The 22,575-nt window shown below is 71.4% G+C and carries 21 protein-coding genes and 1 tRNA gene; 13 read left to right on the top strand and 9 right to left on the bottom strand.

Annotated features, from left to right (window positions below):
• Positions 1-102 precede the first annotated feature (102 nt).
• The 5 genes from acs (at position 103) to B446_RS40350 (ending at position 5,726) form a co-directional block, all read left to right on the top strand.
• A complete protein-coding gene (gene acs / locus B446_RS20495; RefSeq protein ID WP_020941354.1) occupies positions 103-2,058 on the top strand; it encodes an acetate--CoA ligase in 1,956 nt (651 codons plus the stop codon).
• Between the two features lie 272 nt (positions 2,059-2,330).
• Positions 2,331-3,773, top strand: coding sequence for a Na+/H+ antiporter NhaA (nhaA, locus tag B446_RS20490; protein ID WP_020941353.1), 1,443 nt, complete (start codon positions 2,331-2,333; stop codon positions 3,771-3,773).
• 54 nt (positions 3,774-3,827) lie between these two features.
• Positions 3,828-4,316, top strand: coding sequence for a phage holin family protein (locus tag B446_RS20485; RefSeq protein WP_020941352.1), 489 nt, complete (start codon positions 3,828-3,830; stop codon positions 4,314-4,316).
• Positions 4,313-5,248, top strand: a complete 936-nt coding sequence (locus B446_RS20480; RefSeq protein ID WP_020941351.1) for an alpha/beta fold hydrolase — start codon at positions 4,313-4,315, stop codon at positions 5,246-5,248. The genes B446_RS20485 and B446_RS20480 overlap by 4 nt, the downstream gene beginning before the upstream one ends.
• Before the next feature lie 298 nt (positions 5,249-5,546).
• Positions 5,547-5,726, top strand: coding sequence for a hypothetical protein (locus B446_RS40350; protein ID WP_078614762.1), 180 nt, complete (start codon positions 5,547-5,549; stop codon positions 5,724-5,726).
• A gap of 96 nt (positions 5,727-5,822) precedes the next feature.
• Here B446_RS40350 and B446_RS20475 read toward each other — a convergent pair whose 3' ends face one another.
• The 3 genes from B446_RS20475 to nth form a co-directional block, all read right to left on the bottom strand.
• Entirely contained in the window at positions 5,823-7,022 is a 1,200-nt protein-coding gene (locus B446_RS20475) for a MarP family serine protease (RefSeq protein ID WP_020941350.1), read from the bottom strand.
• Positions 7,023-7,118: 96 nt separating this feature from the next.
• Positions 7,119-7,823 carry an NUDIX hydrolase gene (locus B446_RS20470; protein ID WP_020941349.1) on the bottom strand — a complete coding sequence of 235 codons (705 nt, stop codon included), beginning with the start codon at positions 7,821-7,823 and terminating at the stop codon, positions 7,119-7,121.
• Between the two features lie 52 nt (positions 7,824-7,875).
• Complete coding sequence (gene nth / locus B446_RS20465; RefSeq protein ID WP_020941348.1) at positions 7,876-8,868, bottom strand: endonuclease III; 993 nt, start codon at positions 8,866-8,868, stop codon at positions 7,876-7,878.
• Positions 8,869-9,145: 277 nt separating this feature from the next.
• Here nth and B446_RS20460 point away from each other — a divergent pair, with 277 nt between their 5' ends.
• On the top strand, positions 9,146-9,820 hold the full coding sequence (locus tag B446_RS20460; RefSeq protein ID WP_020941347.1) for a Crp/Fnr family transcriptional regulator: 675 nt from the start codon (positions 9,146-9,148) through the stop codon (positions 9,818-9,820).
• A 194-nt stretch (positions 9,821-10,014) separates the two neighbouring features.
• Positions 10,015-10,845 (top strand): nucleotidyltransferase domain-containing protein, encoded by an 831-nt coding sequence (locus B446_RS20455; protein WP_020941346.1) that lies wholly within the window; start codon positions 10,015-10,017, stop codon positions 10,843-10,845.
• Here B446_RS20455 and B446_RS20450 read toward each other — a convergent pair.
• The 4 genes from B446_RS20450 to B446_RS38275 form a co-directional block, all read right to left on the bottom strand.
• The gene (locus B446_RS20450; protein ID WP_020941345.1) at positions 10,842-11,672 is read right to left on the bottom strand and encodes an MBL fold metallo-hydrolase; all 831 of its coding nucleotides are present in this window, start codon (positions 11,670-11,672) and stop codon (positions 10,842-10,844) included. The genes B446_RS20455 and B446_RS20450 overlap by 4 nt on opposite strands.
• A complete protein-coding gene (locus tag B446_RS20445) occupies positions 11,669-12,637 on the bottom strand; it encodes an NUDIX hydrolase (protein ID WP_020941344.1) in 969 nt (322 codons plus the stop codon). The genes B446_RS20450 and B446_RS20445 overlap by 4 nt, the downstream gene beginning before the upstream one ends.
• 151 nt (positions 12,638-12,788) lie before the next feature.
• Entirely contained in the window at positions 12,789-13,253 is a 465-nt protein-coding gene (locus B446_RS20440; protein ID WP_020941343.1) for a RidA family protein, read from the bottom strand.
• Entirely contained in the window at positions 13,250-13,411 is a 162-nt protein-coding gene (locus B446_RS38275; protein WP_003975360.1) for a DUF4177 domain-containing protein, read from the bottom strand. The genes B446_RS20440 and B446_RS38275 overlap by 4 nt, the downstream gene beginning before the upstream one ends.
• Positions 13,412-13,551: 140 nt before the next feature.
• Between B446_RS38275 and B446_RS20430 the strand changes: the two genes are divergently transcribed.
• Both B446_RS20430 and B446_RS20425 read left to right on the top strand, forming a co-directional pair.
• A complete protein-coding gene (locus B446_RS20430; RefSeq protein ID WP_020941342.1) occupies positions 13,552-14,529 on the top strand; it encodes an ArsA family ATPase in 978 nt (325 codons plus the stop codon).
• The gene (locus tag B446_RS20425) at positions 14,526-15,881 is read left to right on the top strand and encodes an ArsA family ATPase (protein ID WP_020941341.1); all 1,356 of its coding nucleotides are present in this window, start codon (positions 14,526-14,528) and stop codon (positions 15,879-15,881) included. The genes B446_RS20430 and B446_RS20425 overlap by 4 nt, the downstream gene beginning before the upstream one ends.
• A 375-nt stretch (positions 15,882-16,256) precedes the next feature.
• Here B446_RS20425 and wblA read toward each other — a convergent pair whose 3' ends face one another.
• Positions 16,257-16,595 (bottom strand): transcriptional regulator WblA, encoded by a 339-nt coding sequence (gene wblA / locus B446_RS20420; protein ID WP_043476116.1) that lies wholly within the window; start codon positions 16,593-16,595, stop codon positions 16,257-16,259.
• A gap of 554 nt (positions 16,596-17,149) precedes the next feature.
• Between wblA and B446_RS20415 the strand changes: the two genes are divergently transcribed.
• Positions 17,150-19,474, top strand: a complete 2,325-nt coding sequence (locus B446_RS20415; RefSeq protein ID WP_052352167.1) for a transglycosylase domain-containing protein — start codon at positions 17,150-17,152, stop codon at positions 19,472-19,474.
• A gap of 144 nt (positions 19,475-19,618) precedes the next feature.
• On the opposite strand, the gene B446_RS20410 is transcribed toward B446_RS20415, so the two are convergent.
• A complete protein-coding gene (locus tag B446_RS20410) occupies positions 19,619-20,086 on the bottom strand; it encodes a GatB/YqeY domain-containing protein (protein ID WP_020941338.1) in 468 nt (155 codons plus the stop codon).
• Positions 20,087-20,179: 93 nt separating this feature from the next.
• Between B446_RS20410 and B446_RS20405 the strand changes: the two genes are divergently transcribed.
• The 3 genes from B446_RS20405 to B446_RS20395 all read left to right on the top strand — a co-directional run bounded on the left by B446_RS20405 (position 20,180) and on the right by B446_RS20395 (position 22,135).
• The gene (locus tag B446_RS20405; protein WP_043476113.1) at positions 20,180-21,109 is read left to right on the top strand and encodes a metallophosphoesterase; all 930 of its coding nucleotides are present in this window, start codon (positions 20,180-20,182) and stop codon (positions 21,107-21,109) included.
• A gap of 127 nt (positions 21,110-21,236) precedes the next feature.
• Entirely contained in the window at positions 21,237-21,995 is a 759-nt protein-coding gene (locus tag B446_RS20400; RefSeq protein WP_043476110.1) for a Pr6Pr family membrane protein, read from the top strand.
• A gap of 66 nt (positions 21,996-22,061) precedes the next feature.
• Positions 22,062-22,135 (top strand) — tRNA-Pro (locus B446_RS20395).
• Positions 22,136-22,575: the final 440 nt, after the last annotated feature.

The raw sequence follows: 22,575 nt of genomic DNA, 5'->3' as shown, positions 1-22,575 counted from the left end.
ACAGGTCTAAACCAATTTGGCCGTCGACCCTTGTCACCGGCCCCCCGCGTCTGATGAGCTGTGGCCTGGGACACAACGGACACCCTGGGAAAGGGAGATGTCGTGAGCAACGAAAGCCTGGCCAACCTCTTGAAGGAGGAGCGACGCTTCGCGCCGCCCGCTGACCTGGCCCAGAACGCCAACGTCACGGCAGAGGCGTACGAACAGGCCAAGGCTGACAGGCTCGGCTTCTGGGCCGAGCAGGCCCGCCGGCTGACCTGGGCCAAGGAACCGTCCGAGACACTGGACTGGTCGAACCCTCCGTTCGCGAAGTGGTTCAAGGACGGCGAGCTGAACGTCGCCTACAACTGCGTGGACCGGCATGTCGAGGCCGGGAACGGCGACCGGGTCGCCATCCACTTCGAGGGTGAGCCCGGCGACAGCCGCTCGATCACCTACGCGGAGCTGAAGGACGAGGTCTCCAAGGCGGCCAACGCCCTGCTGGAGCTGGGTGTGCGCAAGGGCGACCGGGTCGCCATCTACATGCCGATGATCCCGGAGACCGCGATCGCGATGCTGGCCTCGGCCAGGATCGGCGCGGCCCACTCGGTGGTCTTCGGCGGCTTCTCGGCCGACGCCCTCGCCACCCGGATCCGGGACGCGGACGCCAAGGTCGTCATCACCGCCGACGGCGGCTACCGGCGCGGCAAGCCGTCCGCCCTGAAGCCGGCCGTCGACGAGGCGATCGCCAAGGTCGACAACGTGGAGCACGTGCTGGTGGTGCGCCGCACCGGGCAGGACGTGGCCTTCGACAGCGGCCGGGACGTGTGGTGGCACGAGCTGGTGGAGCGCCAGTCCGCCGAGCACACCCCGGAGGCGTTCGAGGCGGAGCACCCGCTGTTCATCCTCTACACCTCCGGCACGACGGGTAAGCCGAAGGGCATCCTGCACACCTCCGGCGGCTACCTCACCCAGACGGCGTACACGCACTGGGCGGTGTTCGACCTCAAGCCGGAGACGGACGTCTACTGGTGCACGGCGGACGTCGGCTGGGTCACCGGGCACTCGTACATCGTGTACGGGCCGCTGGCCAACGGCGCGACGCAGGTCATGTACGAGGGCACCCCGGACACCCCGCATCAGGGCCGGTTCTGGGAGATCGTCGAGAAGTACCGGGTCACGATCCTCTACACCGCGCCGACCGCGATCCGCACCTTCATGAAGTGGGGCGACGACATCCCCGAGCGGTTCGACCTGACCTCGCTGCGGATCCTCGGCTCCGTGGGCGAGCCGATCAACCCCGAGGCGTGGGTCTGGTACCGCAAGAACATCGGCGCGGACCGGACGCCCGTCGTGGACACCTGGTGGCAGACGGAGACCGGCGCGATGATGATCTCGCCGCTGCCCGGCGTCACCGAGGCCAAGCCCGGCTCCGCGCAGACCCCGCTGCCCGGCATCTCCGCCACGGTGGTGGACGACGAGGCGAACGAGGTGCCCAACGGCGGTGGCGGCTATCTGGTCCTCACCGAGCCGTGGCCGTCGATGCTGCGCACCATCTGGGGCGACGACCAGCGGTTCCTCGACACCTACTGGTCGCGCTTCGAGGGCAAGTACTTCGCCGGCGACGGTGCGAAGAAGGACGACGACGGCGACATCTGGCTGCTCGGCCGGGTCGACGACGTGATGCTCGTGTCCGGGCACAACATCTCCACCACCGAGGTGGAGTCGGCCCTGGTCTCGCACCCGTCGGTCGCCGAGGCGGCCGTCGTCGGCGCCGCCGACGAGACCACCGGCCAGGCCATCGTCGCCTTCGTCATCCTGCGCGGCACGGCGTCCGAGGACGACAAGCTGATCGGCCAGCTCCGCGACCACGTCGGCGCCACGCTCGGACCGATCGCCAAGCCCAAGCGCATCCTGCCGGTCGCGGAACTGCCCAAGACCCGCTCCGGCAAGATCATGCGCCGCCTCCTGCGGGACGTGGCCGAGAACCGTCAGCTCGGTGACGTCACCACGCTGACGGACTCCACGGTCATGGACCTCATCCAGGACAAGCTCCCGGCCGCGCCCAGCGAGGACTAGCCGAGCAAGGGCCACGTCCAAGGGCCACGTGAGGCCCAGGGGCGACGCGAGGGCCGAGGCCACGCGCGGGGCGCCCGGCAGGAAACGCCGGGCGCCCCTTTTGCGCCTACCGTGGGAAGCGCCGGATGCGTCCCGCGACAACCTTAGGTACGGTAACTAAAGCCCACAGGGCGAGAAGAACCTCTAGGTGTGCCGGGAAGTCTGGTCGGCAGGGCCGTCGGCGACCCCGGCGACGGCCGACGAACCGCCGCACCGAACCGGAGGTCCCCGCCGTGGCCGCGCCCCGCACCCCGAACACCGCCCGCAAGGTTCTCGGACGTCTGTCGCTGCCCGAGCGGACCTACATCGCGGACGCGCTGCGCACCGAGACCGTCGGCGGGATGCTGCTCCTCCTCGCGGCCGTCGCCGCCCTGGCCTGGGCGAACATCCCCGCGCTCCACCACAGCTACGAGGCCGTCAGCGACTACCACCTCGGCCCCGCCGCCCTCGGCCTCGACCTGTCCGTGGCGCACTGGGCCGCCGACGGCCTGCTCGCCGTCTTCTTCTTCGTCGCCGGTATCGAACTCAAACGGGAACTGGTCACCGGGGACCTGCGCGACCCGAGGGCGGCGGTGCTGCCGGTGGTCGCCGCGCTGTGCGGGATGGCCGTACCGGCGCTCGTCTACACCCTCACCAACGTCGTCGGACACGGCTCGGCCCACGGCTGGGCGGTGCCCACCGCCACCGACATAGCCTTCGCGCTCGCCGTCCTGGCCGTCATCGGCACCTCGCTGCCCAGCGCCCTGCGGGCCTTCCTGCTGACCCTGGCGGTCGTCGACGACCTCTTCGCCATCCTGATCATCGCGATCTTCTTCACCGACCGGATCAGTCTGCCGGCGCTCGGCGGGGCCGTCGCCGGTCTGGTCGTCTTCTGGCTGCTGCTGCGCCGGGGCGTACGCGGCTGGTACGTGTACGTGCCGCTGGCTCTGGTCGTCTGGGCGCTGATGTACAACAGCGGCGTGCACGCCACCATCGCCGGTGTGGCGATGGGCCTGATACTCCCCTGCACCCCTCGCAAGGGCGAGGAGCACGCCCCGGCCGAGCACATCGAGCATCTGGTGCGGCCGCTGTCGGCCGGGCTCGCCGTCCCGCTGTTCGCGCTGTTCAGCGCCGGTGTGTCGGTCACCGGCGGGGCGCTCGCGGACGTGTTCACCCGCCCGGAGACGCTCGGGGTGGTGCTCGGGCTGGTCGTCGGCAAGACGCTCGGCATCTTCGGCGGCGCGTGGCTGACCGTGCGCTTCACCCGCGCCTCCCTCAGCGACGACCTGGCCTGGGCGGACGTCTTCGCGGTGGCCGCTCTCGCCGGGATCGGCTTCACCGTCTCGCTGCTCATCGGCGAGCTGGCCTTCGCGGGCGACGCACTGCTGACCGACGAGGTGAAGACGGCCGTGCTCGCCGGATCGCTGATCGCGGCCGGGTGTGCCACGGTGCTGCTGAAGATCCGCAACGCCAGGTACCGCGGACTGTGCGAGGACGAGGAGCGCGACGAGGACGAGGACGGCATCCCGGACATCTACGAACAGGACGATCCGGCCTACCATCTGCGGATGGCCGAGATCCACGAGCGCAAGGCCGCCGGGCACCGGCGTCTGGCCGCCGAGAAGGCCGCCGCGGCACGCCACGGGCTTCAGGAAGTGGCGGGCGGGGCAGGCGAGGAGGGCGACCGTCCGGCATGATCTGACGAGACGGTACAAATCAAGCGGCACGAAAGACCTCAGAGGGAGAACGCGATGAGCGCACCCGACGGCAGCCCGGTCGGCGCCGAACGCAGCATCGGCCAGCTGTTCGCCTCGGCGACGACCGAGATGTCGGCCCTGGTGCACGACGAGATCGCGCTGGCCAAGGCCCAGCTCAAGCAGGACGTCAAGCGCGGCGCGACCAGCGGTGGCGCCTTCTCGGCGGCCGGTGTGCTCCTGCTGTTCTCGCTGCCGATGCTCAACTTCGCGCTCGCGTACGGCATTCGGACCTGGAGCCACTGGAACCTGGCCGTCTGCTTCCTGCTGTCCTTCGCGGCCAACGTCCTGGTCGCCGGCCTCCTCGCCCTGATCGGTGTGGTGTTCGCGAAGAAGGCGAAGAAGAGCCAGGGCCCGCAGAAGGTCGCCGCGTCGGTGAAGGAGTCGGCGGGCGTGCTGCAGAACGCCAAGCCGCACCCGCGCCCGGAGCTGCCGCGTGAGCGGACGCCCGAGGCGATCGAGGCGGGGGTCCGCACGTCGTCATGACGGAGCCCGCCGCGGCATCGGCCGTAAGGATCGACCTCCCCCACGGGGCGAAGGTGACGCACCGGGACGTCGCCGCCAACGGCGCGCGTTTCCACATCGCCGAACTCGGCGACGGACCGCTGGTGATGCTGCTGCACGGCTTCCCGCAGTTCTGGTGGACGTGGCGGCACCAGCTCGTCGCGCTCGCCGGCGCGGGCTACCGGGCGGTGGCCATGGACCTGCGGGGCGTCGGCGGCAGCGACCGCACCCCGCGCGGGTACGACCCCGCCAACCTCGCCCTGGACGTCACCGGCGTGATCCGCTCGCTGGGCGAGCCGGACGCCGCGCTGGTCGGCCACGACCTCGGCGGCTATCTGGCGTGGACGGCGGCGGCGATGCGGCCCAAGCTCGTACGGCGGCTCGCGGTCGTGTCGATGCCGCACCCCCGGCGCTGGCGCTCCGCGATGCTGCGGGACCCCCGGCAGACGGCGGCGAGTTCCTACATCTGGGGCTTCCAGCGGCCCTGGGTGCCCGAGCGTCAGCTGACCGCCGACGACGGTGCGCTGGTGGGCCGGCTGATCCGGGAGTGGTCCGGGCCGCGACTGCCGGACGACGAGGACGTCGAGACGTATCAGCGGGCCATGTGCATCCCGTCCACCGCGCACTGTGCGGTGGAGCCCTACCGCTGGCTGGTGCGCTCACTGGCGCGTCCTGACGGCATCCAGTTCAACCGCCGCATGAAGCGCCCGGTGCGGGTGCCGACGCTGCATCTGCACGGCTCGCTCGACCCGGTGACCCGGACCCGCAGCGCGGCCGGATCGGGCGAGTACGTCGAAGCGCCGTACCGCTGGCGCCTGTTCGACGGCCTCGGCCACTTCCCGCACGAGGAGGACCCGGCGGCGTTCTCGGCCGAGCTGATCAACTGGCTGAAGGACCCCGAGCCGGACCGGTGAGCGGACGGCCGCCCGACGGGCGGTCAGATCAGCGGCGGGTGGGCTCCGACGACCGTACCGGCGAACGTACGGACGGCCGTTCCGACGGACGATCAGGTGACCGGTCCCACGACGATCGGGTGACCGGTCCCACGACGATCGGGTGACCGCCTCCATGACCGATTCGGTGACCGGATCGGTGCGTGGAGTATCCACTTCCTGAACACTTGTCCCCCGAACGGCCACATGCCTGCCGCATACGCCAATTGGGCGCCGTGGAGGCGGTTATCGACCTTGGGGCCCGGGCAGACGTCGGGGTATGGGCTGGACGCACGACTACAGTGACGCACCCCGCAATCGCCGCTCGGCCGCCGGGCTCGGCGCGTCGCGGCGAGGTACTCCGCAACTCGCGGAGGCGGACCTCAGGGTCGGTATTCCGCACATCCTGCGCCGCCGGGCGCGCTGGGTCTCGGTACGCCTGCGTCACCCGCGCGGCTGAGCGCGCAGGGCTGAGCCGCGCGGCTGAGCCCGTGAGGGCCGGACGCGCGGGGCGTCATCCGGACGGCTCAGTCCCGGCGGGCGTTCCGCGGTTCCCTCACAGGGCGCAGCTGTCGGTGCCGACCTGCTCGTTCGCCGTACGGCCCCGGGCGATGTCCTGCTGGATCTCGTCCGCCGTGAGCGCGTACCCGGTGTCGGCGTCGTCGAGGGACTTGGCGAACACCACGCCGTACACCTTGCCGTCGGGCGTGAGCAGCGGGCCGCCGGAGTTGCCCTGGCGGACGGTGGCGTACAGGGAGTAGACGTCTCGGCTGACCGTGCCGCGGTGGTAGATGTCCGGGCCGTTCGCCGTGATGCGTCCGCGCACGCGCGCGGCCCGGACGTCGTACGAGCCGTTCTCGGGGAAGCCCGCGACGATGGCGCCGTCACCGCCGGCCGCGTCGCGCGAGGTGAACCGCAGGGACTTGGCTCGCAGGTCGGGCACGTCGAGGACGGCGATGTCGCGCTTCCAGTCGTACAGGACGACCTTGGCCCCGTACTTGCGGCCCTCGCCGCCGATCTGCACGCTGGGCTCGTCGACGCCGCCGACCACGTGCGCGTTGGTCATGACGCGGCGGTCGGCGAAGACGAAGCCGGTGCCCTCCAGCACCTTGCCGCAGCTCTGGGCGGTGCCGGTGACCTTGACGATGGAGCGCTGGGCATGAGTGGCGACCGTGCTGCGCGCCAGGGCCGGGTCGGGCGGCTCGACGTCCTTGATCGGCTCGTTGGAGAACGGGCTGAAGACCTGCGGGAAGCCGTTCTGCGCGAGGACCGAGGTGAAGTCCTTGAACCAGGTGTCGGCCTCGGCGGGCAGCGCCTGCGAGACGCCCAGCAGCACCTTGGAGTTGCGGACCTCCTTGCCCAACGTCGGCAGCGTGGTCTGCGCGAGGGCCGAGCCGATCAGCCAGGCGACGAGCAGCATCGCCACCACGTTGACCAGGGCGCCGCCGGTGGCGTCCAGGGCGCGGGCCGGGGACCAGGTGATGTGCCGGCGCAGCTTGTTGCCGAGGTGGGTGGTCAGGGCCTGGCCGACGGAGGCGCAGACGATGACGACGACCACGGCGACGACGGCGGCCGTGGTGCCGACCTGGGCGTTGCCGGTGACGGCGTCCCAGATGACGGGCAGCGTGTAGACGGCCACGAGACCTCCGCCGAGGAACCCGATCACCGACAGGATGCCGACGACGAAGCCCTGGCGGTAGCCCACGACCGCGAACCACACGGCCGCGACCAGCAACAGGATGTCCAGCACGTTCACTGCTTGAGGCCTCGCCTATTCACTCCGGTCCCAGCAGCGCGGCCGGGGGTCCGGGGGTGGGCGCCCCCGGAAAAACACAGCACGGCAGACACCCTGTCATGACCGCCAGTCGAGCGGGACCTTCTTGTCTCTGTCCCAGGGCCGCTCCCAGCCCGCGAAGTGCAGCAGGCGGTCGATCACTCCGGCGGTGAAACCCCAGACCAGAGCCCCTTCGACCAGGAACGCCGGGCCCCGGTGGCCGCTGGGGTGGACGGCGGTCGCGCGGTGCGCGGGGTCCGTGAGATCCGCCACGGGGACGGTGAAGACCCGGGCCGTCTCGTTGGGATCGACGACGCCGACCGGGCTGGGCTCGCGCCACCAGCCGAGCACCGGGGTGACGACGAAGCCGCTGACCGGGATGTAGAGGGCGGGCAGGACGCCGAAGAGCTGGACTCCGCGGGGGTCGAGGCCGGTCTCCTCCTCGGCCTCGCGCAGCGCGGCCCGCAGCGGGCCGGCGTCTCCCGGGTCGCCGTCCTCCGGGTCGAGGGCACCACCGGGGAAGGAGGGCTGCCCGGCGTGGGAGCGCAGGGAGCCGGCCCGCTCCATGAGCAGCAGTTCGGGGCCGCGCTCGCCCTCGCCGAACAGGATGAGGACGGCCGACTGGCGTCCCGAGCCGTTCTCCGGCGGCAGGAAGCGGCTGAGCTGGAGCGGCTCGACGGTCTCCGCCGCCCGCACCACCGGGTCGAGCCAGCCCGGCAGGCCCTCCTTGCTGAGCGCCACCGGGCCCCTGTCCGTGTCGTGCGTGCCGTGCGTGTACGTCATCGCCACCCCCGTCCTGCCGTGTTCAACGCCCGACGACACCGAGATCGTTCCGTCATCCGGCCCCCAGCGGCGGGGCGGGTTTCCCGCCGGCGTCGAGGTAGGCCTGCGGGGGCTTCAGCCGCTGGCCGGGGAAGCCGCCCTTCTCGTACTTCAGGAGCTTCGCCGCCTTCTCGGGGTCGGTCTCGCCCTCGCCGTAGGCCGGACAGAGCGGGGCGATGGGGCAGGCGCCGCAGGCGGGCTTGCGGGCGTGGCAGATGCGGCGGCCGTGCCAGATGACGTGGTGGGACAGTTCGGTCCAGTCGCTCTTGGGGAACAGCGCCCCGACGGCCGCCTCGATCTTGTCCGGGTCGGTCTCGGCGGTCCACTGCCAGCGCCGCACCAGCCGCTGGAAGTGCGTGTCCACGGTGATGCCGGGCCGCCCGAACGCGTTGCCGAGGACGACGAAGGCGGTCTTGCGGCCGACGCCGGGCAGCTTCACCAAGTCCTCGAGCCTGCCGGGCACCTGGCCGCCGAAGTCCTCGGTGAGGGCCTTGGAGAGCCCTATCACCGACCTGGTCTTGGCGCGGAAGAAGCCGCAGGGGCGCAGGATCTCCTCGACCTCCTCCGGATTGGCGGCGGCCAGGTCCTCGGGGGTGGGGTACTTCGAGAAGAGCGCCGGGGTCGTCTGGTTGACGCGCAGGTCGGTGGTCTGGGCCGACAGCACCGTGGCGACGAGGAGCTGGAAGGGGTTGTCGAAGTCCAGCTCGGGGTGGGCGTACGGATACACCTCGGCGAGCTCGCGGTTGATGCGGCGGGCACGGCGGACCAGCGCGGTGCGGGACTCGTTCGCCGGGGGCTTCGCGGTCTCCTTCGCGGCGGTCTTCTTCGCGGCGGTCCCCCTGGCGGTGGTCCCCTTGACGGCGGTCTTCTTGGCGGCGATTTTCTTCGCGGCCGTCTTGGCTGTCTGCCTGGCTGTCTTCGCGACCGGCGCGGCAGGCGTGACCGGCGCGACCCTTTCATCCGTTTTGCGTTTTTTATTACTACCGTCGGGGCCTTGTTCGCCCACAGCGGAATCTCGACGTACAGCCACCCGCCCAGCCCCCTTGGCCTGTGCTCTCACCGGCGATTTGGACACCCGGCCAGCCTAAAGCCCGGCACGGACATCCGCCCCGACCCCCGAAGATCGGCCCCCGATTGGACCCCTGCCGCTTACCTCGGGACACCTGTGCGGCATCCTTGTGACAGATCACACTGTTTGGACCGTCCGGCAAAATGGGGAACACGGTCCCCTGGCACACCAGGGGAGCAAGATCCCCTGAGCAGGTCGACAAGGGAGAGAACTCGTGGACGACGTTCTGCGGCGCAACCCGCTCTTCGCGGCGCTCGACGACGAGCAGGCCGCGGAGCTCCGCGCCTCCATGAGTGAGGTGACCCTCGCGCGCGGTGACTCACTCTTCCATGAGGGGGACCCCGGAGACCGGCTGTACGTCGTGACCGAGGGCAAGGTCAAGCTGCACCGCACCTCCCCCGACGGCCGCGAGAACATGCTCGCCGTCGTCGGCCCCGGCGAGCTGATCGGCGAGCTGTCGCTGTTCGACCCGGGCCCGCGCACCGCCACCGCGAGCGCGCTGACCGAGGTCAAGATGCTGGGCCTCGGCCACGGCGACCTCCAGCCCTGGCTGAACGCGCGTCCCGAGGTGGCCGGCGCCCTGCTGCGCGCCGTCGCCCGCCGACTGCGCAAGACCAACGACGCCATGTCGGACCTGGTCTTCTCCGACGTCCCCGGCCGGGTGGCGCGCGCCCTGCTCGACCTCTCCCGCCGCTTCGGCGTGCAGTCCGAGGAAGGCATCCACGTCGTCCACGACCTCACGCAGGAGGAGCTGGCCCAGCTGGTCGGCGCCTCGCGCGAGACCGTGAACAAGGCGCTGGCCGACTTCGCCCAGCGCGGGTGGCTCCGTCTCGAGGCGCGGGCCGTGATCCTGCTGGACGTGGAGCGCCTGGCCAAGCGTTCGCGCTGACGCCTTGTGGGGGCCCCGCGTTCCGGCAGCCCCCACCTCCCGGGTGCTGCTTCCCCGGGGCCCGTTGCCCTGGGGTCCGGGTCCGCTTGCCGACCCCTCAGAGGGCCGACCGCCCCGGGCCGTCACCCCACCGGTCCGGCCCGCCCCGGCAGAATCCACCTGCCCCCGGGGCCGCGACCGGGCACAGTGAACACATGGCCGAAACCGTGCGCCGTCCGGGGCTCGACGCCCAGGGCTTCATCGAACGCGAGGGCTCCCTCGCGCGGGTGCCCGACGTCTTCCGGCCGGTCGTGGCCGCGGCGCGCGACCGGCTGCTCGACCTCTTCGGCTCGCGTCTGCACAGCGCGTACCTCTACGGGTCCGTACCGCGCGGCACCGCGCGCGTGGCGCGCAGCGACCTGGACCTGCTGGTCGCCCTGCGCGACGAACCGGCCGACGCCGACCGTGCGGCCGTCCGTGCCCTCGGCGAGGCGCTCGACGGGCAGTTCCCGCAGATCGACGGCGTCGGCACGCTGCTGTACGGCCGGGCTCGGCTGCTGAGCGAGCCGGAGCGGTACGACCTCGGCTGGTTCGTGGCCTGCCTGTGTACACCGCTGCTCGGGGACGACCTCGCCGAGTACCTGCCCCGCTACCGCCCCGACGCCCTGCTCGCGCGGGAGACCAACGGTGACCTCGCGCTCCTCCTCCCGCGCTGGCGGGAGCGGATCGCCGCGGCGGAGGACTCCGAGCGGGCCCGCAGGCCCCTGGTCCGCTCCATGTCCCGGCACCTCGTGCGCACGGGCTTCACCCTCGTCATGCCCCGCTGGAACGGCTGGACCAGCGATCTGCGGGAGATGGCCGGGGTGTTCGGCGCGTACTACCCGGAGCGGGCCGCACAGCTGCGGCAGGCGGCCGAGTACGGCCACGAGCCCGTCGGCGACCCGGACGTCCTGCGCTCGTACGTCGACGACCTCGGGCCCTGGCTGGCCGGGGAGTACGCGCGCGTGCACGGCGTCAAAGCACCCCGCCCGGACCCGTCCGGCTAGATCAGGCCGTGCTCGCTCAGGTAGTCCAACTGCGCGCGCACCGAGAGCTCGGCGGCCGGCCACAGGGAGCGGTCCACGTCGGCGTACACGTGGGCGACGACCTGCTGGGGGGTCCGGTGGCCGTCCTCGACGGCCGTCTCGACCTGGGCGAGCCGGTGGGCGCGGTGGGCGAGGTAGAACTCGACCGCGCCCTGCGCGTCCTCCAGGACCGGCCCGTGGCCCGGCAGGACCGTGTGCACGCCGTCGTCCACGGTCAGCGACCGCAGACGGCGCAGGGAGTCCAGATAGTCGCCCAGACGGCCGTCGGGGTGCGCCACCATGGTCGTGCCGCGCCCGAGGATCGTGTCCCCGGTCAGCACGGACCGGTCGGCCGGGAGATGGAAGCACAGGGAGTCCGAGGTGTGCCCGGGCGTGGGCACGACCCTCAGCTCCAGGCCGCCGGCGGTGATCACGTCTCCGGCGGCCAGGCCCTCGTCGCCGAGCCGCAGCGCCGGGTCGAGCGCACGCACGCGCGTGCCGGTCAGCTCGGCGAACCGGCCGGCGCCCTCGGCGTGGTCGGGGTGGCCGTGGGTGAGCAGGGTGAGGGCGATCCGCTTGCCCGCCTTCTCGGCCGTGTCGACGACGTTGCGCAGGTGGGCGTCGTCCAGCGGGCCCGGGTCGATCACCACGGCCAGCTCGGAGCCGGGCTCGGCGAGGATCCAGGTGTTGGTGCCGTCCAGGGTCATCGCGGAGGCGTTGGGCGCCAGGACGTTGACGGCCCGTTCGGTCGCGGGGCCGGTGCGTACCGCGCCCCGGGGCTGGCCGGGCAGGGCTGCCGCGTCGGTCATGCGGGGCCTCCACCGGTCCGCGGGGCGGTCGCCGCCCCGGCCACCGTCGATCCATGCGCTCCGGGGGCCGCCCCGGCCACCGTGGATCCGTCCGGTCCGGAGGCCGCCCCGGCCGTCGGGACGTGCTTGGTGAACTCGTCGTGCCCCGGCCAGGACAGGACGATCTCGCCGTCCACCAGGCGGGCGCGTGCCAGCACCGGCGTCATGTCGCGCGCGGGCGCGGCGGCCAGCGCCTCGGCGGCGGTGCCGTACGGGAGGAGCTGACGCAGGGTGGCGACGGTGGGCGGCATCATCAGCAGCTCGCCCCTGTCGTACCCGGCGGCGGCCTCCTCGGGGCGGATCCACACCGTGCGGTCGGCCTCTGTGGAGGCGTTGCGGGTGCGCTGGCCCTCGGGGAGCGCGGCGACGAAGAACCAGGTGTCGTAGCGCCGGGCCTCGAACTCGGGGGTGATCCAGCGGGTCCAGGCGCCCAGCAGGTCGGAGCGCAGCACCAGGCCGCGGCGGTCAAGGAACTCGGCGAAGGACAGCTCGCGCGCGACCAGGGCGGCGCGGTCCGCCTCCCAGTCGTCGCCGGTGGTGTCGCCGACGACCGAGTCGGCGTCCGGCCCGGCGAGCAGGACGCCCGCCTCCTCGTACGTCTCCCGCACGGCCGCGCAGACGATCGCCTGGGCGCCGGACTCGTCCACGCCGAGCCGGTCGGCCCACCACGCGCGCGGGGGGCCCGCCCAGCGGACGTGGAGGTCGTCGTCGCGCGGGTCGACCCCGCCGCCGGGGTAGGCGTACGCGCCTCCGGCGAAGGCCATGGAGGCGCGTCTGCGCAGCATGTGGACGACGGGGCCGGCCTCGGTGTCCCGCAGGAGCAGCACCGTGGCCGCGCGCCGGGGGGTCACCGGGGTCAGCGTGCCGTCCGCGAGCGCGCGGATGCGGTCCGGCCACTCCGGGGGGTACCACTGCCCATTCGCCATGGCCGGAGGCTATCCCGTGTAGGGCGAATGTTCGAGAGGTACCCGAGGTCAGAGGGGTTCCGGGGCCGCGGGGCGCTCAGGGAGCCGCCCGGCGGCCCGGCACGGGGCCCGACGACGGCCCGGCACGGGGCCCGACAGCGGCCCGGCGGGCTCAGGGGGCCAGCTCGACCTGGATCTCGACCTCCACCGGCGCGTCCAGCGGCAGCACCGCGACGCCCACCGCGCTGCGGGCGTGCACGCCCTTGTCGCCGAGGACCTCGCCGAGCAGCTCGCTCGCGCCGTTGATGACACCGGGCTGGCCGGTGAAGTCGGCGGCGGAGGCGACGAAGCCGACGACCTTCACCACGCGCGCGACACGGTCCAGGTCACCGGCGACCGACTTGACGGCGGCCAGCGCGTTCAGCGCGCAGGTGCGGGCCAGTTCCTTGGCCTCCTCCGCGGTGACCTCGGCGCCCACCTTGCCGGTGACCGGCAGCTTGCCCTCCACCATCGGGAGCTGGCCGGAGGTGTAGACGTACGCACCGGACCGCACGGCCGGCTGGTACGCGGCCAGCGGCGGGACGACGTCCGGAAGGGTCAGACCGAGTTCGGCCAGCTTGGCCTCGACCGCGCTCATGCCTGCTTCTCCCGCTTCAGGTAGGCGACGAGCTGCTCGGGGTTGTTGGGCCCGGGCACGACCTGGACGAGCTCCCAGCCGTCCTCGCCCCAGGTGTCCAGAATCTGCTTCGTGGCATGGACGAGCAGCGGCACGGTTGCGTATTCCCACTTGGTCATGGGCCGACTGTAGCCGCTGTCGACCACCGCGCCGGCGGCCGACCGCGGCACCGTCGTGCACCGCCCCCGCGGCCGACCGCGGACGCCGTTGTCCACAGCCTCGCGCGTGACCGTCGGCCGGACTGGTTAGGCTCGAAGACGTGAGCAGGCTCCAGGTCGTCAGCGGCAAGGGCGGGACCGGAAAGACGACGGTCGCCGCCGCACTCGCGTTGGCTCTCGCCACGGAGGGGAAGCGCACGCTTCTCGTGGAGGTCGAGGGCCGACAGGGCATCGCCCAGCTCTTCGAGACGGAGGCGCTGCCCTACGAGGAACGGAAAATCGCGGTCGCTCCGGGCGGCGGGGAGGTGTACGCCCTGGCCATAGACGCGGAACTGGCCCTCTTGGACTACCTCCAGATGTTCTACAAGCTGGGGGGCGCGGGCCGGGCCCTGAAGAAGCTCGGCGCGATCGACTTCGCCACCACCATCGCGCCGGGCGTCCGGGACGTCCTGCTGACCGGCAAGGCGTGCGAAGCCGTGCGCCGCAAGGACAGAAGCGGCCGCTTCACGTACGACTACGTCGTGATGGACGCCCCGCCCACCGGGCGCATCACCCGCTTCCTCAACGTCAACGACGAGGTGGCGGGCCTGGCGAAGATCGGCCCGATACACAATCAGGCGCAGGCCGTCATGCGTGTGCTGAAGTCCCCGGAGACGGCGGTGCACCTGGTGACGCTGCTGGAGGAGATGCCGGTCCAGGAGACCGCCGACGGCATCGCCGAGCTGCGCGCCGCGCGTCTTCCGGTGGGCCGGGTCATCGTGAACATGGTCCGCCCGGAGGTGTTGGACGCGACGGACCTGGAACTCGTACGGACCGTGGAGCGTTCATCCGTCGCACGGGCGCTGTCCACCGCGGGCCTCGGCGGGGCGCGTCGCGGCGGGCACGCCGAGCGGCTGGTGGACCCGCTGCTGGAGCAGGCCTCGGAGTACGCCGAGCGGTACGCGCTGGAGCAGGAGCAGCGCGCGGTCCTCGGTGACCTGGACCTGCCGATGCACGAACTGCCACTGCTCGCCGAGGGCATGGACCTCGGCGGCCTGTACGAACTCGCCAGCGAGCTGCGGAAGCAGGGGTTGTCATGAGTCCGGACCCGGCGCAGTCCCCGACCTCGGCGTCCGCCCAGTCCTCGGCCCGGGACGGCGCGCGCTCCCGCATCTCCCCCGGGCGGGTGCTCGACGTCGATCCGCTGCTGGACGACCCCGAGACCCGCATCGTGGTGTGCTGCGGCTCGGGTGGTGTCGGCAAGACGACGACGGCGGCGGCGCTGGGCCTCAGAGCGGCCGAGCGGGGCCGCAAGGTGGTCGTCCTCACCATCGACCCGGCCCGGCGGCTGGCACAGTCGATGGGCATCGACTCCCTCGACAACGTGCCCCGGAGGGTGAAGGGCACCGAGGGCGACGGCGAGCTGCACGCCATGATGCTCGACATGAAGCGCACCTTCGACGAGGTCGTCGAGGCGCACGCGGACCGCGACCGGGCGTCCGCGATCCTGTCCAACCCCTTCTACCAGTCGCTCTCGGCGGGCTTCGCCGGCACGCAGGAGTACATGGCCATGGAGAAGCTGGGCCAGCTCCGGGCCCGGGACGAGTGGGACCTGATCGTGGTGGACACCCCGCCGTCCCGTTCGGCGCTGGACTTCCTGGACGCGCCCAAGCGGCTCGGCTCGTTCCTGGACGGCCGGCTGATCCGGCTGCTGACCGCTCCGGCGAAGCTCGGCGGCCGCGCGGGGATGGCCTTCCTCAACGTCGGCATGTCGATGATGACCGGCACCCTGGGCAAGCTGCTGGGCGGCCAGCTGCTGAAGGACGTGCAGACCTTCGTGGCCGCGATGGACACCACGTTCGGCGGTTTCCGCACGCGCGCGGACGCCACGTACAAGCTGCTCCAGGCGCCCGGTACGGCGTTCCTCGTGGTGGCGGCGCCGGAGCGGGACGCGCTGCGTGAGGCCGCGTACTTCGTGGAGCGGCTGGCCGCCGAGAAGATGCCGCTGGTGGGACTCGTGCTCAACCGGGTGCACGGCAGCGGCGCCGGCGGGCTCACGGCCGAGCGGGCGCTCGCCGCCGCGGAAAATCTTGAGGAGTCCGGCATTGTCGATCAGGGGGACGGGAAAGCTGGACTTCGTAACTCTCCCGACACGTACGGCAGTTCAGACTCTCCGGCTTCCCGGGCCGCAGCTGTGGACACCGCTTCCGAAGAAGGCTCCCCCGCCCCCACGGAGCACTCCGTCGACCAGCTCACCGTGGGCCTGCTGAGGCTGCACGCCGACCGCATGCAGCTGCTCTCGCGCGAGCGGCGCACGCGTGACCGGTTCACCGCCCGCCACCCCGAGGTGGCGGTCGTCGAGGTGCCCGCGCTGCCCGGCGACGTGCACGACCTCACGGGTCTGCGCGACATCGGCGACCGGCTGGCGGCGGGACGCACGGAGCCGTCCTGACGGCATACGGAGCTGTCCGGACGGCGCGCGGGCTGTCGTGACAGCGCGCGGACCAGCCGTACGGGCCGCTGCGGCGCGCGTACGTGACTCGGCCTCGGCTCAGCGGCCGGCCTCGGCCCAGCGACCCGGCCTCGGCCCAGCGAGGCCCCCGCGTCCGAGCCCGATGGCTCTCGACGCCCTCGGCCATGCCCCGTGAGCGTGCCGACGGCCGCCGCTCGTGCACGCGTGCCCCGCGGGCGTGCACCTGGCACACCCCGCACAGCGGGTGTCTCCGCGGGCATCCCACGGGTGGTGTTCCTGAACACACGTCCGGCCGCTGCTTCCTCCGCCTCACGGCCGGCCGGAGTGGCCCCGGGTCAGCGCCGGGGCGGAGCCCTAGCTCACCGCCGCGTAGTGCTCGTACACCTCGTCGCTGTCGAGGGGCACGATGCCGAGGCCGCGCTCGTACTCCGAGCGGGCGGTCTCCAGCAGCCGGCGCCAGGAGGTCACGGTCGGCCGCCTGCGCAGCAGTGCGCGGCGCTCCCGCTCCGTCATGCCTCCCCACACGCCGAACTCCACGCGGTTGTCCAGCGCGTCGGCCAGGCATTCGGTGCGTACCGGACATCCGGTGCACACCGCCTTGGCCCTGTTCTGCGCTGCTCCCTGAACGAACAGTTCATCCGGATCGGTAGTGCGGCAGGCGGCCTGCGCACTCCAGTCGGTAACCCAGCCCATACCGGCGCCGTCCTCTCCCGAATCGAGGCTCCCCCACGGCGGCAGCGGCATATTCACCGCCGCCAGTTGAGGACGTTACGGAAGGTGGAGACAGCGCAACACCCCCTTCGGGCCCAATCTTGAATGGCCCGAACGGACTATGGGTAAGCGGCAGATCACCCGCGGGAGTGAGCTGACGACATGCGCGACCATCCCGGCATACCGGGACGGCTGTGACGCGCCACACCGGGCGCCAGGTGACACACGAGGCGGTTTCGGACACGCCCGCATCAGAAAGTCGGGTACTTCCGGAACGATTCGGGGTCGTCGGACGTATTGATACGTGGCCGCACCGCTGTGACAGTTGATAGCAGCTTAGGCCAATGCCTGTGCGCGTGTCCGGCGAATGGAAACGTAGGCGACCGCCCTGCCGCGCCTTGACGCGCCCTGCACCCCCTTCACCTGCCCGGATACGCCCTCACCTGACATCGCGGACATCACGATCCGGCACCCGAACATCCCGAGAAGCGGCCGCCTCCATCGGAACGCTCATCAGTACGGATTAGGCTGCCCCCATGCCAAAGAAGCGCTCGGGCGGTGGCCTGTCGGCAACACAGCAGGCCGCCAAGTTCCTCGGTGTCAGTGTGCTCGCGGGAGCCGTCATGGCGGGCATCGCGCTGCCCGCGGCCGGCGCGCTGGGCCTCGCGGCCAAGGGCTCGGTGCAGGGCTTCGACGAGATCCCGGCCAATCTCAAGAGCCCCCAGCTCAGCCAGCGCACGACCATACTGGACAGCCGGGGCGACCAACTCGCGACCGTCTACTCCCGTGACCGCACGGTGGTGGAGCTCAAGGACATCTCGCCGTACCTGCAGAAGGCGATCGTCGCGATCGAGGACTCACGCTTCTACAAGCACGGCGCGATCGACCTCAAGGGCGTGCTGCGCGCCCTGAACAAGAACGCGCAGTCGGGCGGGGTCGCCCAGGGCGCCTCCACGCTCACCCAGCAGCTCGTGAAGAACTACTTCATCGAGGAGGCCGGCGACGACCCGACGAAGGTCGCCGAGGCCACCCAGCAGACCCTCGGCCGCAAGGTCCGCGAGCTGAAGTACGCGATCCAGATCGAGGAGAAGCTCGGCAAGAAGCGGATCCTCGAGAACTACCTGAACATCACCTTCTTCGGCGAGCAGGCCTACGGCGTCGAGGCGGCCGCCCAGCGCTACTTCTCCAAGCACGCCAAGGACCTCAACCTGCAGCAGTCCGCGCTGCTCGCGGGCATCGTCCAGTCCCCGAGCCGCTACGACCCGGTGAACGACGAGGCCGAGGCCACCAAGCGGCGCAACACCGTCCTGCAGCGCATGGCCGAGCTGGGCGACATCTCCCGGGCGGAGGCCGACCAGGCCAAGGAGAAGCCGCTCGGGCTGCACGTCAGCCAGCCGAAGAACGGCTGCATCACGGCCACCAAGAGCTCCGCGTTCTTCTGCAAGTACGTCGAGAACGTCTTCCTGACCGACCCGACCTTCGGCAAGACCCGCGAGGAGCGCGCCAAGCTCTGGAACCAGGGCGGACTGACCATCCGTACGACCCTGGACCCGCAGGCGCAGGCGTCCGTACAGGCGTCCCTCAAGGACCACGTCTACAAGTCGGACAAGGTCGCGGCGGCCGCCACCCTGGTCGAACCCGGCACCGGCAAGGTCCTGGCGATGGGCCAGTCCAAGCCCTTCGGCTACGGCAACAACGAGACCGAGTACAACTTCTCGGTCAACCGGGCCATGGGCGGCTCCAACTACGGCTTCCCGACCGGTTCGACGTTCAAGCCGTTCGTGGCGGCGGCCGCGATCGAGGGCGGCAAGCCCGCGACGCAGGAGTACTCGGCGCCGTACAAGATGAACTACCCGAGCCCGGTCCAGCGGTGCAGCAGCAGCCCGTACGTCAACACCAGGAACGAGACGGTCGAGAACGAGAACGAGTCGGAGAAGGGCCCGTACCGCATGAAGGAGGCGATGGCGAAGTCCATCAACACCTACTTCGTGCAGCTCATCTCCGACATCGGCCTGTGCCCGGTGGTGAAGATGACCGACGCGCTGCACGTCGTGCAGGGCGACGGCTCGAAGCTCCCCCAGACGCCGTCCATCGCGCTCGGTTCGATCGGCCTCTCGCCGCTGACCATGGCGAGCGCGTACGCCACCTTCGCCTCCCGGGGCATGTACTGCACCCCGGTCGCCATCGAGTCCATCACCCAGAAGGTCGGCAACGAGCGCAAGTCGCTCCCGGTGCCCAAGTCGACCTGCTCACGGGCGATGAGTGAGCAGACCGCCGACACCGTCAACACCCTGCTGCGCGGTGTGGTCGACTCCGGCACCGGCCAGGAGGCCGGCCTGAGCGACCGGGAGAGCGCGGGCAAGACGGGTACGACCGACTCCCGCAAGAACGCCTGGTTCGTCGGCTACACGCCGAACATGGCCGGCGCGGTCTGGGTCGGCAGTGCCAAGCAGAACGTGGAGATGACCCACATCACCATCGGCGGGGTCTACCGCGACCTCGTCTACGGCGGTCAGGTCCCCGGCCCGATCTGGCGCGACGCCATGGCGGGCGCCCTGGAGGGCAAGGACGCACCCGACTTCAACCTGGTCGACATCCCCGACGACGAGAACCCCGGGGACGGCCAGGGAAAAGGACAAGGGGGGGACAACGGGGGCAACAACGGGGACAACAACAACGGGGGGCTGATCGGGGGACTGATCGGCGGACAGACGGACGGGGGACCAACGGGGGCAACCGGGGGCACCACGGGTGACGCCACCGGCGGCACCATCCCGACGCCCACCTTCTCCCTCCCCGGCAACTTCATCCAGGGTCAGTCCAACGGCGGGCACAACGGCAACGGCGGCCGGCACGGCTAGTCCGGGACCGGGCGGCGGCGGCGGGCGTCGCCCCTGACGGCGGCGGGCGTCTCCGCCCCTGACGTACGACAGCGGGGCCGCACCTCTCTACAGGGGTGCGGCCCCGCTGTCGTCACGCCTCTCCCCGGGCGAGGCCCTCCGGGCTCAGCCCTGGAGCAGCTTCTTCACCACGGCGGCGACACGGCCGCCCTCGGCCAGGCCGGCCACCTTCGGGTTCACGATCTTCATCACAGCGCCCATGGCACGCGGCCCCTCGGCGCCGCCCGCCTTCGCCTCCTCGACGGCCTGGGCGACGATGACGTTCAGCTCGTCGTCGGACAGCTGCTTGGGCAGGTAGGTGGCGAGCAGCTCGCCCTCCGCCTTCTCCCGCTCGGCCGACTCCGGGCGACCACCCTGTGCGAAGGCGTCGGCCGCCTCGCGGCGCTTCTTGGCCTCCTTGGTGATCACCTTGAGGACCTCGTCGTCGGAGAGCTCGCGCTTCTCCTTGCCGGCGACCTCCTCCTTGGTGATCGCGGCGAGCGTCAGCCGGAGCGTCGAGGAGCGGAGCTCGTCGCGCTCCTTGATCGCGGCGTTGAGGTCGTCCTGCAGCTTCGACTTGAGCGTGGTGGTCATGCCGTCGATTGTCGCAGCTACGGCGGTGCGGGCGCCCACGCATTTAAGGGCGGCCGGTCCCGGAGCCCTGGTGAGGTCTGACACGATGGAGGTATGCGCGCGCGATACGGAGTACCCCTGGGAATCATGGCGGCGGGAGCCGCCGGAGTGGCGTACGCGGCGGGCTTCGAGGCCCGCTCCTTCCGCCTCCGACGGGTGACGGTCCCCGTCCTCCCGCCGGGCATGCGCCCGCTGCGCGTGCTCCAGGTCTCCGACATCCACATGGTCGGAGGCCAGCGCAAGAAGCAGCGCTGGCTGCAGTCGCTGGCCGGCCTGCGCCCGGACTTCGTGATCAACACGGGCGACAACCTCTCGGACCCCGAGGGCGTCCCCGAGGTCCTCGACGCGCTGGGCCCGCTGATGGAGTTCCCGGGCGCGTACGTCTTCGGCTCCAACGACTACTACGGCCCCCGCATGCGCAACCCCGCCCGCTACCTGCTGGAGAAGGCCAACGGCAAGCACGGCCTGAACGGCAACGCGCCGGCGGTGGGCGTGATCCACAACCCCTGGGAGGACCTCAGGGACGGCTTCGACGCGGCGGGCTGGCTGAACCTGACGAACACGCGGGGCGTGCTGAAGGTCGAGGGCGTGTCGGTCGAACTGACCGGCCTGGACGACCCGCACATCAAGCGCGACCGCTACGCGCGCGTCGCCGGCGGTCCCTCCGGCTCGTACGACTTCTCGATGGGTGTCGTGCACGCGCCGTACCTGCGCGTCCTGGACGCCTTCACAGCGGACGGCTACCCGCTGGTGCTGGCCGGCCACACGCACGGCGGCCAGTTGTGCATCCCCTTCTACGGCGCCCTGGTCACCAACTGCGACCTGGACACGGACCGGGTGAAGGGCCTGTCCCGGCACACGGCCGAGGGCCACACCTCCTACCTCCACGTCTCGGCCGGCTGCGGCACGAACCGCTACACACCGGTACGGTTCGCCTGCCCGCCGGAGGCGACGCTGCTGACGCTGGTGGGGCGCGAGGAGTAGGCGCTGCCGCTGCCGTTGCCGGGGCGGAGCGGGGCGGGGCGGGGACGACAGTGCCCCAGGGGTGGACACAACCCATTCGGAGTGCCCGAAATAGCCGCATTACCCCTCTTTGCCTAGCGTGAGGTGCATGACCGCTCCGATACCGAGGGACATGCCGGACCTGCCCGCGGTCCCGGCCACGCCCCTCCTGCTGCCCGCCCCGGTCCCGGCCACGGCGGTGGTCGCCCCGATCCGCCGCCCGCCGGTGGCGGTGTTCCGCTTCCTGACCGCGCTGGCGGCGGCGGCCGGCGTGGCCCTGGAACTCCTCCTGGGCACCCCCGCCCGGACCCTGAGCTACTTCAGCGTCCAGACGAACATCCTGGTGGCGGTGGTCATGCTGATGTCGGCGTCGAGAGCCTGGCGCGCCCGGCGCCCACTGCCGTCGTCCGTGGCCGGCGCGACGCTCCTGTACGCCGTGATCACCGCGCTGGTGTACCACCTGCTCCTGGCCCACACGGCGCCCCCGTTCGCCATGACGGACGCGGCCGCGCCCCCGGCCCGCTGGCACGCCCAGTGGGCGACCCTCCAGGTCCTCCACCTGCTGGTCCCGGCGGCGGTCGTCCTGGACTGGCTGCTCCTCACCCCGGCGGCGCGCCTGCACCTGCGCCAGGCGGCGGCCTGGCTCCTCTACCCCCTGGCCTACCTGGCCTTCTACCTCACCCGAGCCGCACTCCTGGCCCCCGCGACCCCGGCGCACTACCTGTACCCGTTCCTCGACGCCGACACCGACGGCTACCGCAGCACCCTGGCGAACGCCCTCCTGACGGGCCTCGCGATCTACGCCCTGGCGGTCCTCCTGATCGCCGTCGACCACACCCGCCCGACCCCGACCCGCCGCCGCGTCTGAATCGGATTTCGTCTGGGGCCACCAGTGGGCTAAAGTAAACGACGTCGCAGCGAGAGCAGCGATGATCGGGGTGTAGCGCAGCTTGGCAGCGCGCTTCGTTCGGGACGAAGAGGTCGTGGGTTCAAATCCCGCCACCCCGACGCCGTAGTACCAGGCCAGGGGCCTGATCCGCTCAGCGGGTCAGGCCCCTGAGTGGTTGTGCAGGGCGTTTTGGGAGCCGACATCGGAGTCCGGCTCCCGGGCGGCTCCCATTCCGTTCCCACCGAGACAGCACCCGGCAGATCACGGAGAGACCCATGGAGCATAGGGACGCGTGAGGTGTGCCAAACCGCACATGGCACTGGCACGGATGACATATGGCCATGGTGTACGCCGTTCTTCTGCCCTTCGCCACCATTCCCCGTCCTCAGGTCTCGCGGGCAACGAAGAGCCCATGCCTGCTACCAGGCGAGGTGAGCGCCAGGCCCTGGCCTGGGACGTGCCCGGCAGAATCGGCTGTGTGCGCGCAGGCGACCTTGTCCATCAGTTCCAGCTCCTCGGGAAGGCCGTGATCACTTCGTTGCCGGCGACGGCCCGCTCG

It is taken from the genome of Streptomyces collinus Tu 365, assembly GCF_000444875.1.
Lineage (GTDB): Bacteria > Actinomycetota > Actinomycetes > Streptomycetales > Streptomycetaceae > Streptomyces > Streptomyces collinus_A.
Note: the sequence above shows the minus strand (reverse complement) of the source record. Positions and strands in the feature narration are given on the sequence as shown.

What these genes read in the sequence shown, in the direction of transcription:
- B446_RS20485 (WP_020941352.1), top strand. Translation starts at nt 3,828, where the DNA reads ATGAGCGCACCCGACGGCAGCCCGGTCGGCGCCGAACGCAGCATCGGC.
- B446_RS20480 (WP_020941351.1), top strand. Translation starts at nt 4,313, where the DNA reads ATGACGGAGCCCGCCGCGGCATCGGCCGTAAGGATCGACCTCCCCCAC.
- B446_RS40350 (WP_078614762.1), top strand. Translation starts at nt 5,547, where the DNA reads ATGGGCTGGACGCACGACTACAGTGACGCACCCCGCAATCGCCGCTCG.
- B446_RS20470 (WP_020941349.1), bottom strand. Translation starts at nt 7,823, where the DNA reads ATGACGTACACGCACGGCACGCACGACACGGACAGGGGCCCGGTGGCG.
- B446_RS20455 (WP_020941346.1), top strand. Translation starts at nt 10,015, where the DNA reads ATGGCCGAAACCGTGCGCCGTCCGGGGCTCGACGCCCAGGGCTTCATC.
- B446_RS20450 (WP_020941345.1), bottom strand. Translation starts at nt 11,672, where the DNA reads ATGACCGACGCGGCAGCCCTGCCCGGCCAGCCCCGGGGCGCGGTACGC.
- B446_RS20445 (WP_020941344.1), bottom strand. Translation starts at nt 12,637, where the DNA reads ATGGCGAATGGGCAGTGGTACCCCCCGGAGTGGCCGGACCGCATCCGC.
- B446_RS20440 (WP_020941343.1), bottom strand. Translation starts at nt 13,253, where the DNA reads ATGAGCGCGGTCGAGGCCAAGCTGGCCGAACTCGGTCTGACCCTTCCG.
- B446_RS38275 (WP_003975360.1), bottom strand. Translation starts at nt 13,411, where the DNA reads ATGACCAAGTGGGAATACGCAACCGTGCCGCTGCTCGTCCATGCCACG.
- B446_RS20425 (WP_020941341.1), top strand. Translation starts at nt 14,526, where the DNA reads ATGAGTCCGGACCCGGCGCAGTCCCCGACCTCGGCGTCCGCCCAGTCC.
- wblA (WP_043476116.1), bottom strand. Translation starts at nt 16,595, where the DNA reads ATGGGCTGGGTTACCGACTGGAGTGCGCAGGCCGCCTGCCGCACTACC.
- B446_RS20415 (WP_052352167.1), top strand. Translation starts at nt 17,150, where the DNA reads ATGCCAAAGAAGCGCTCGGGCGGTGGCCTGTCGGCAACACAGCAGGCC.
- B446_RS20410 (WP_020941338.1), bottom strand. Translation starts at nt 20,086, where the DNA reads ATGACCACCACGCTCAAGTCGAAGCTGCAGGACGACCTCAACGCCGCG.
- B446_RS20405 (WP_043476113.1), top strand. Translation starts at nt 20,180, where the DNA reads ATGCGCGCGCGATACGGAGTACCCCTGGGAATCATGGCGGCGGGAGCC.
- B446_RS20400 (WP_043476110.1), top strand. Translation starts at nt 21,237, where the DNA reads ATGACCGCTCCGATACCGAGGGACATGCCGGACCTGCCCGCGGTCCCG.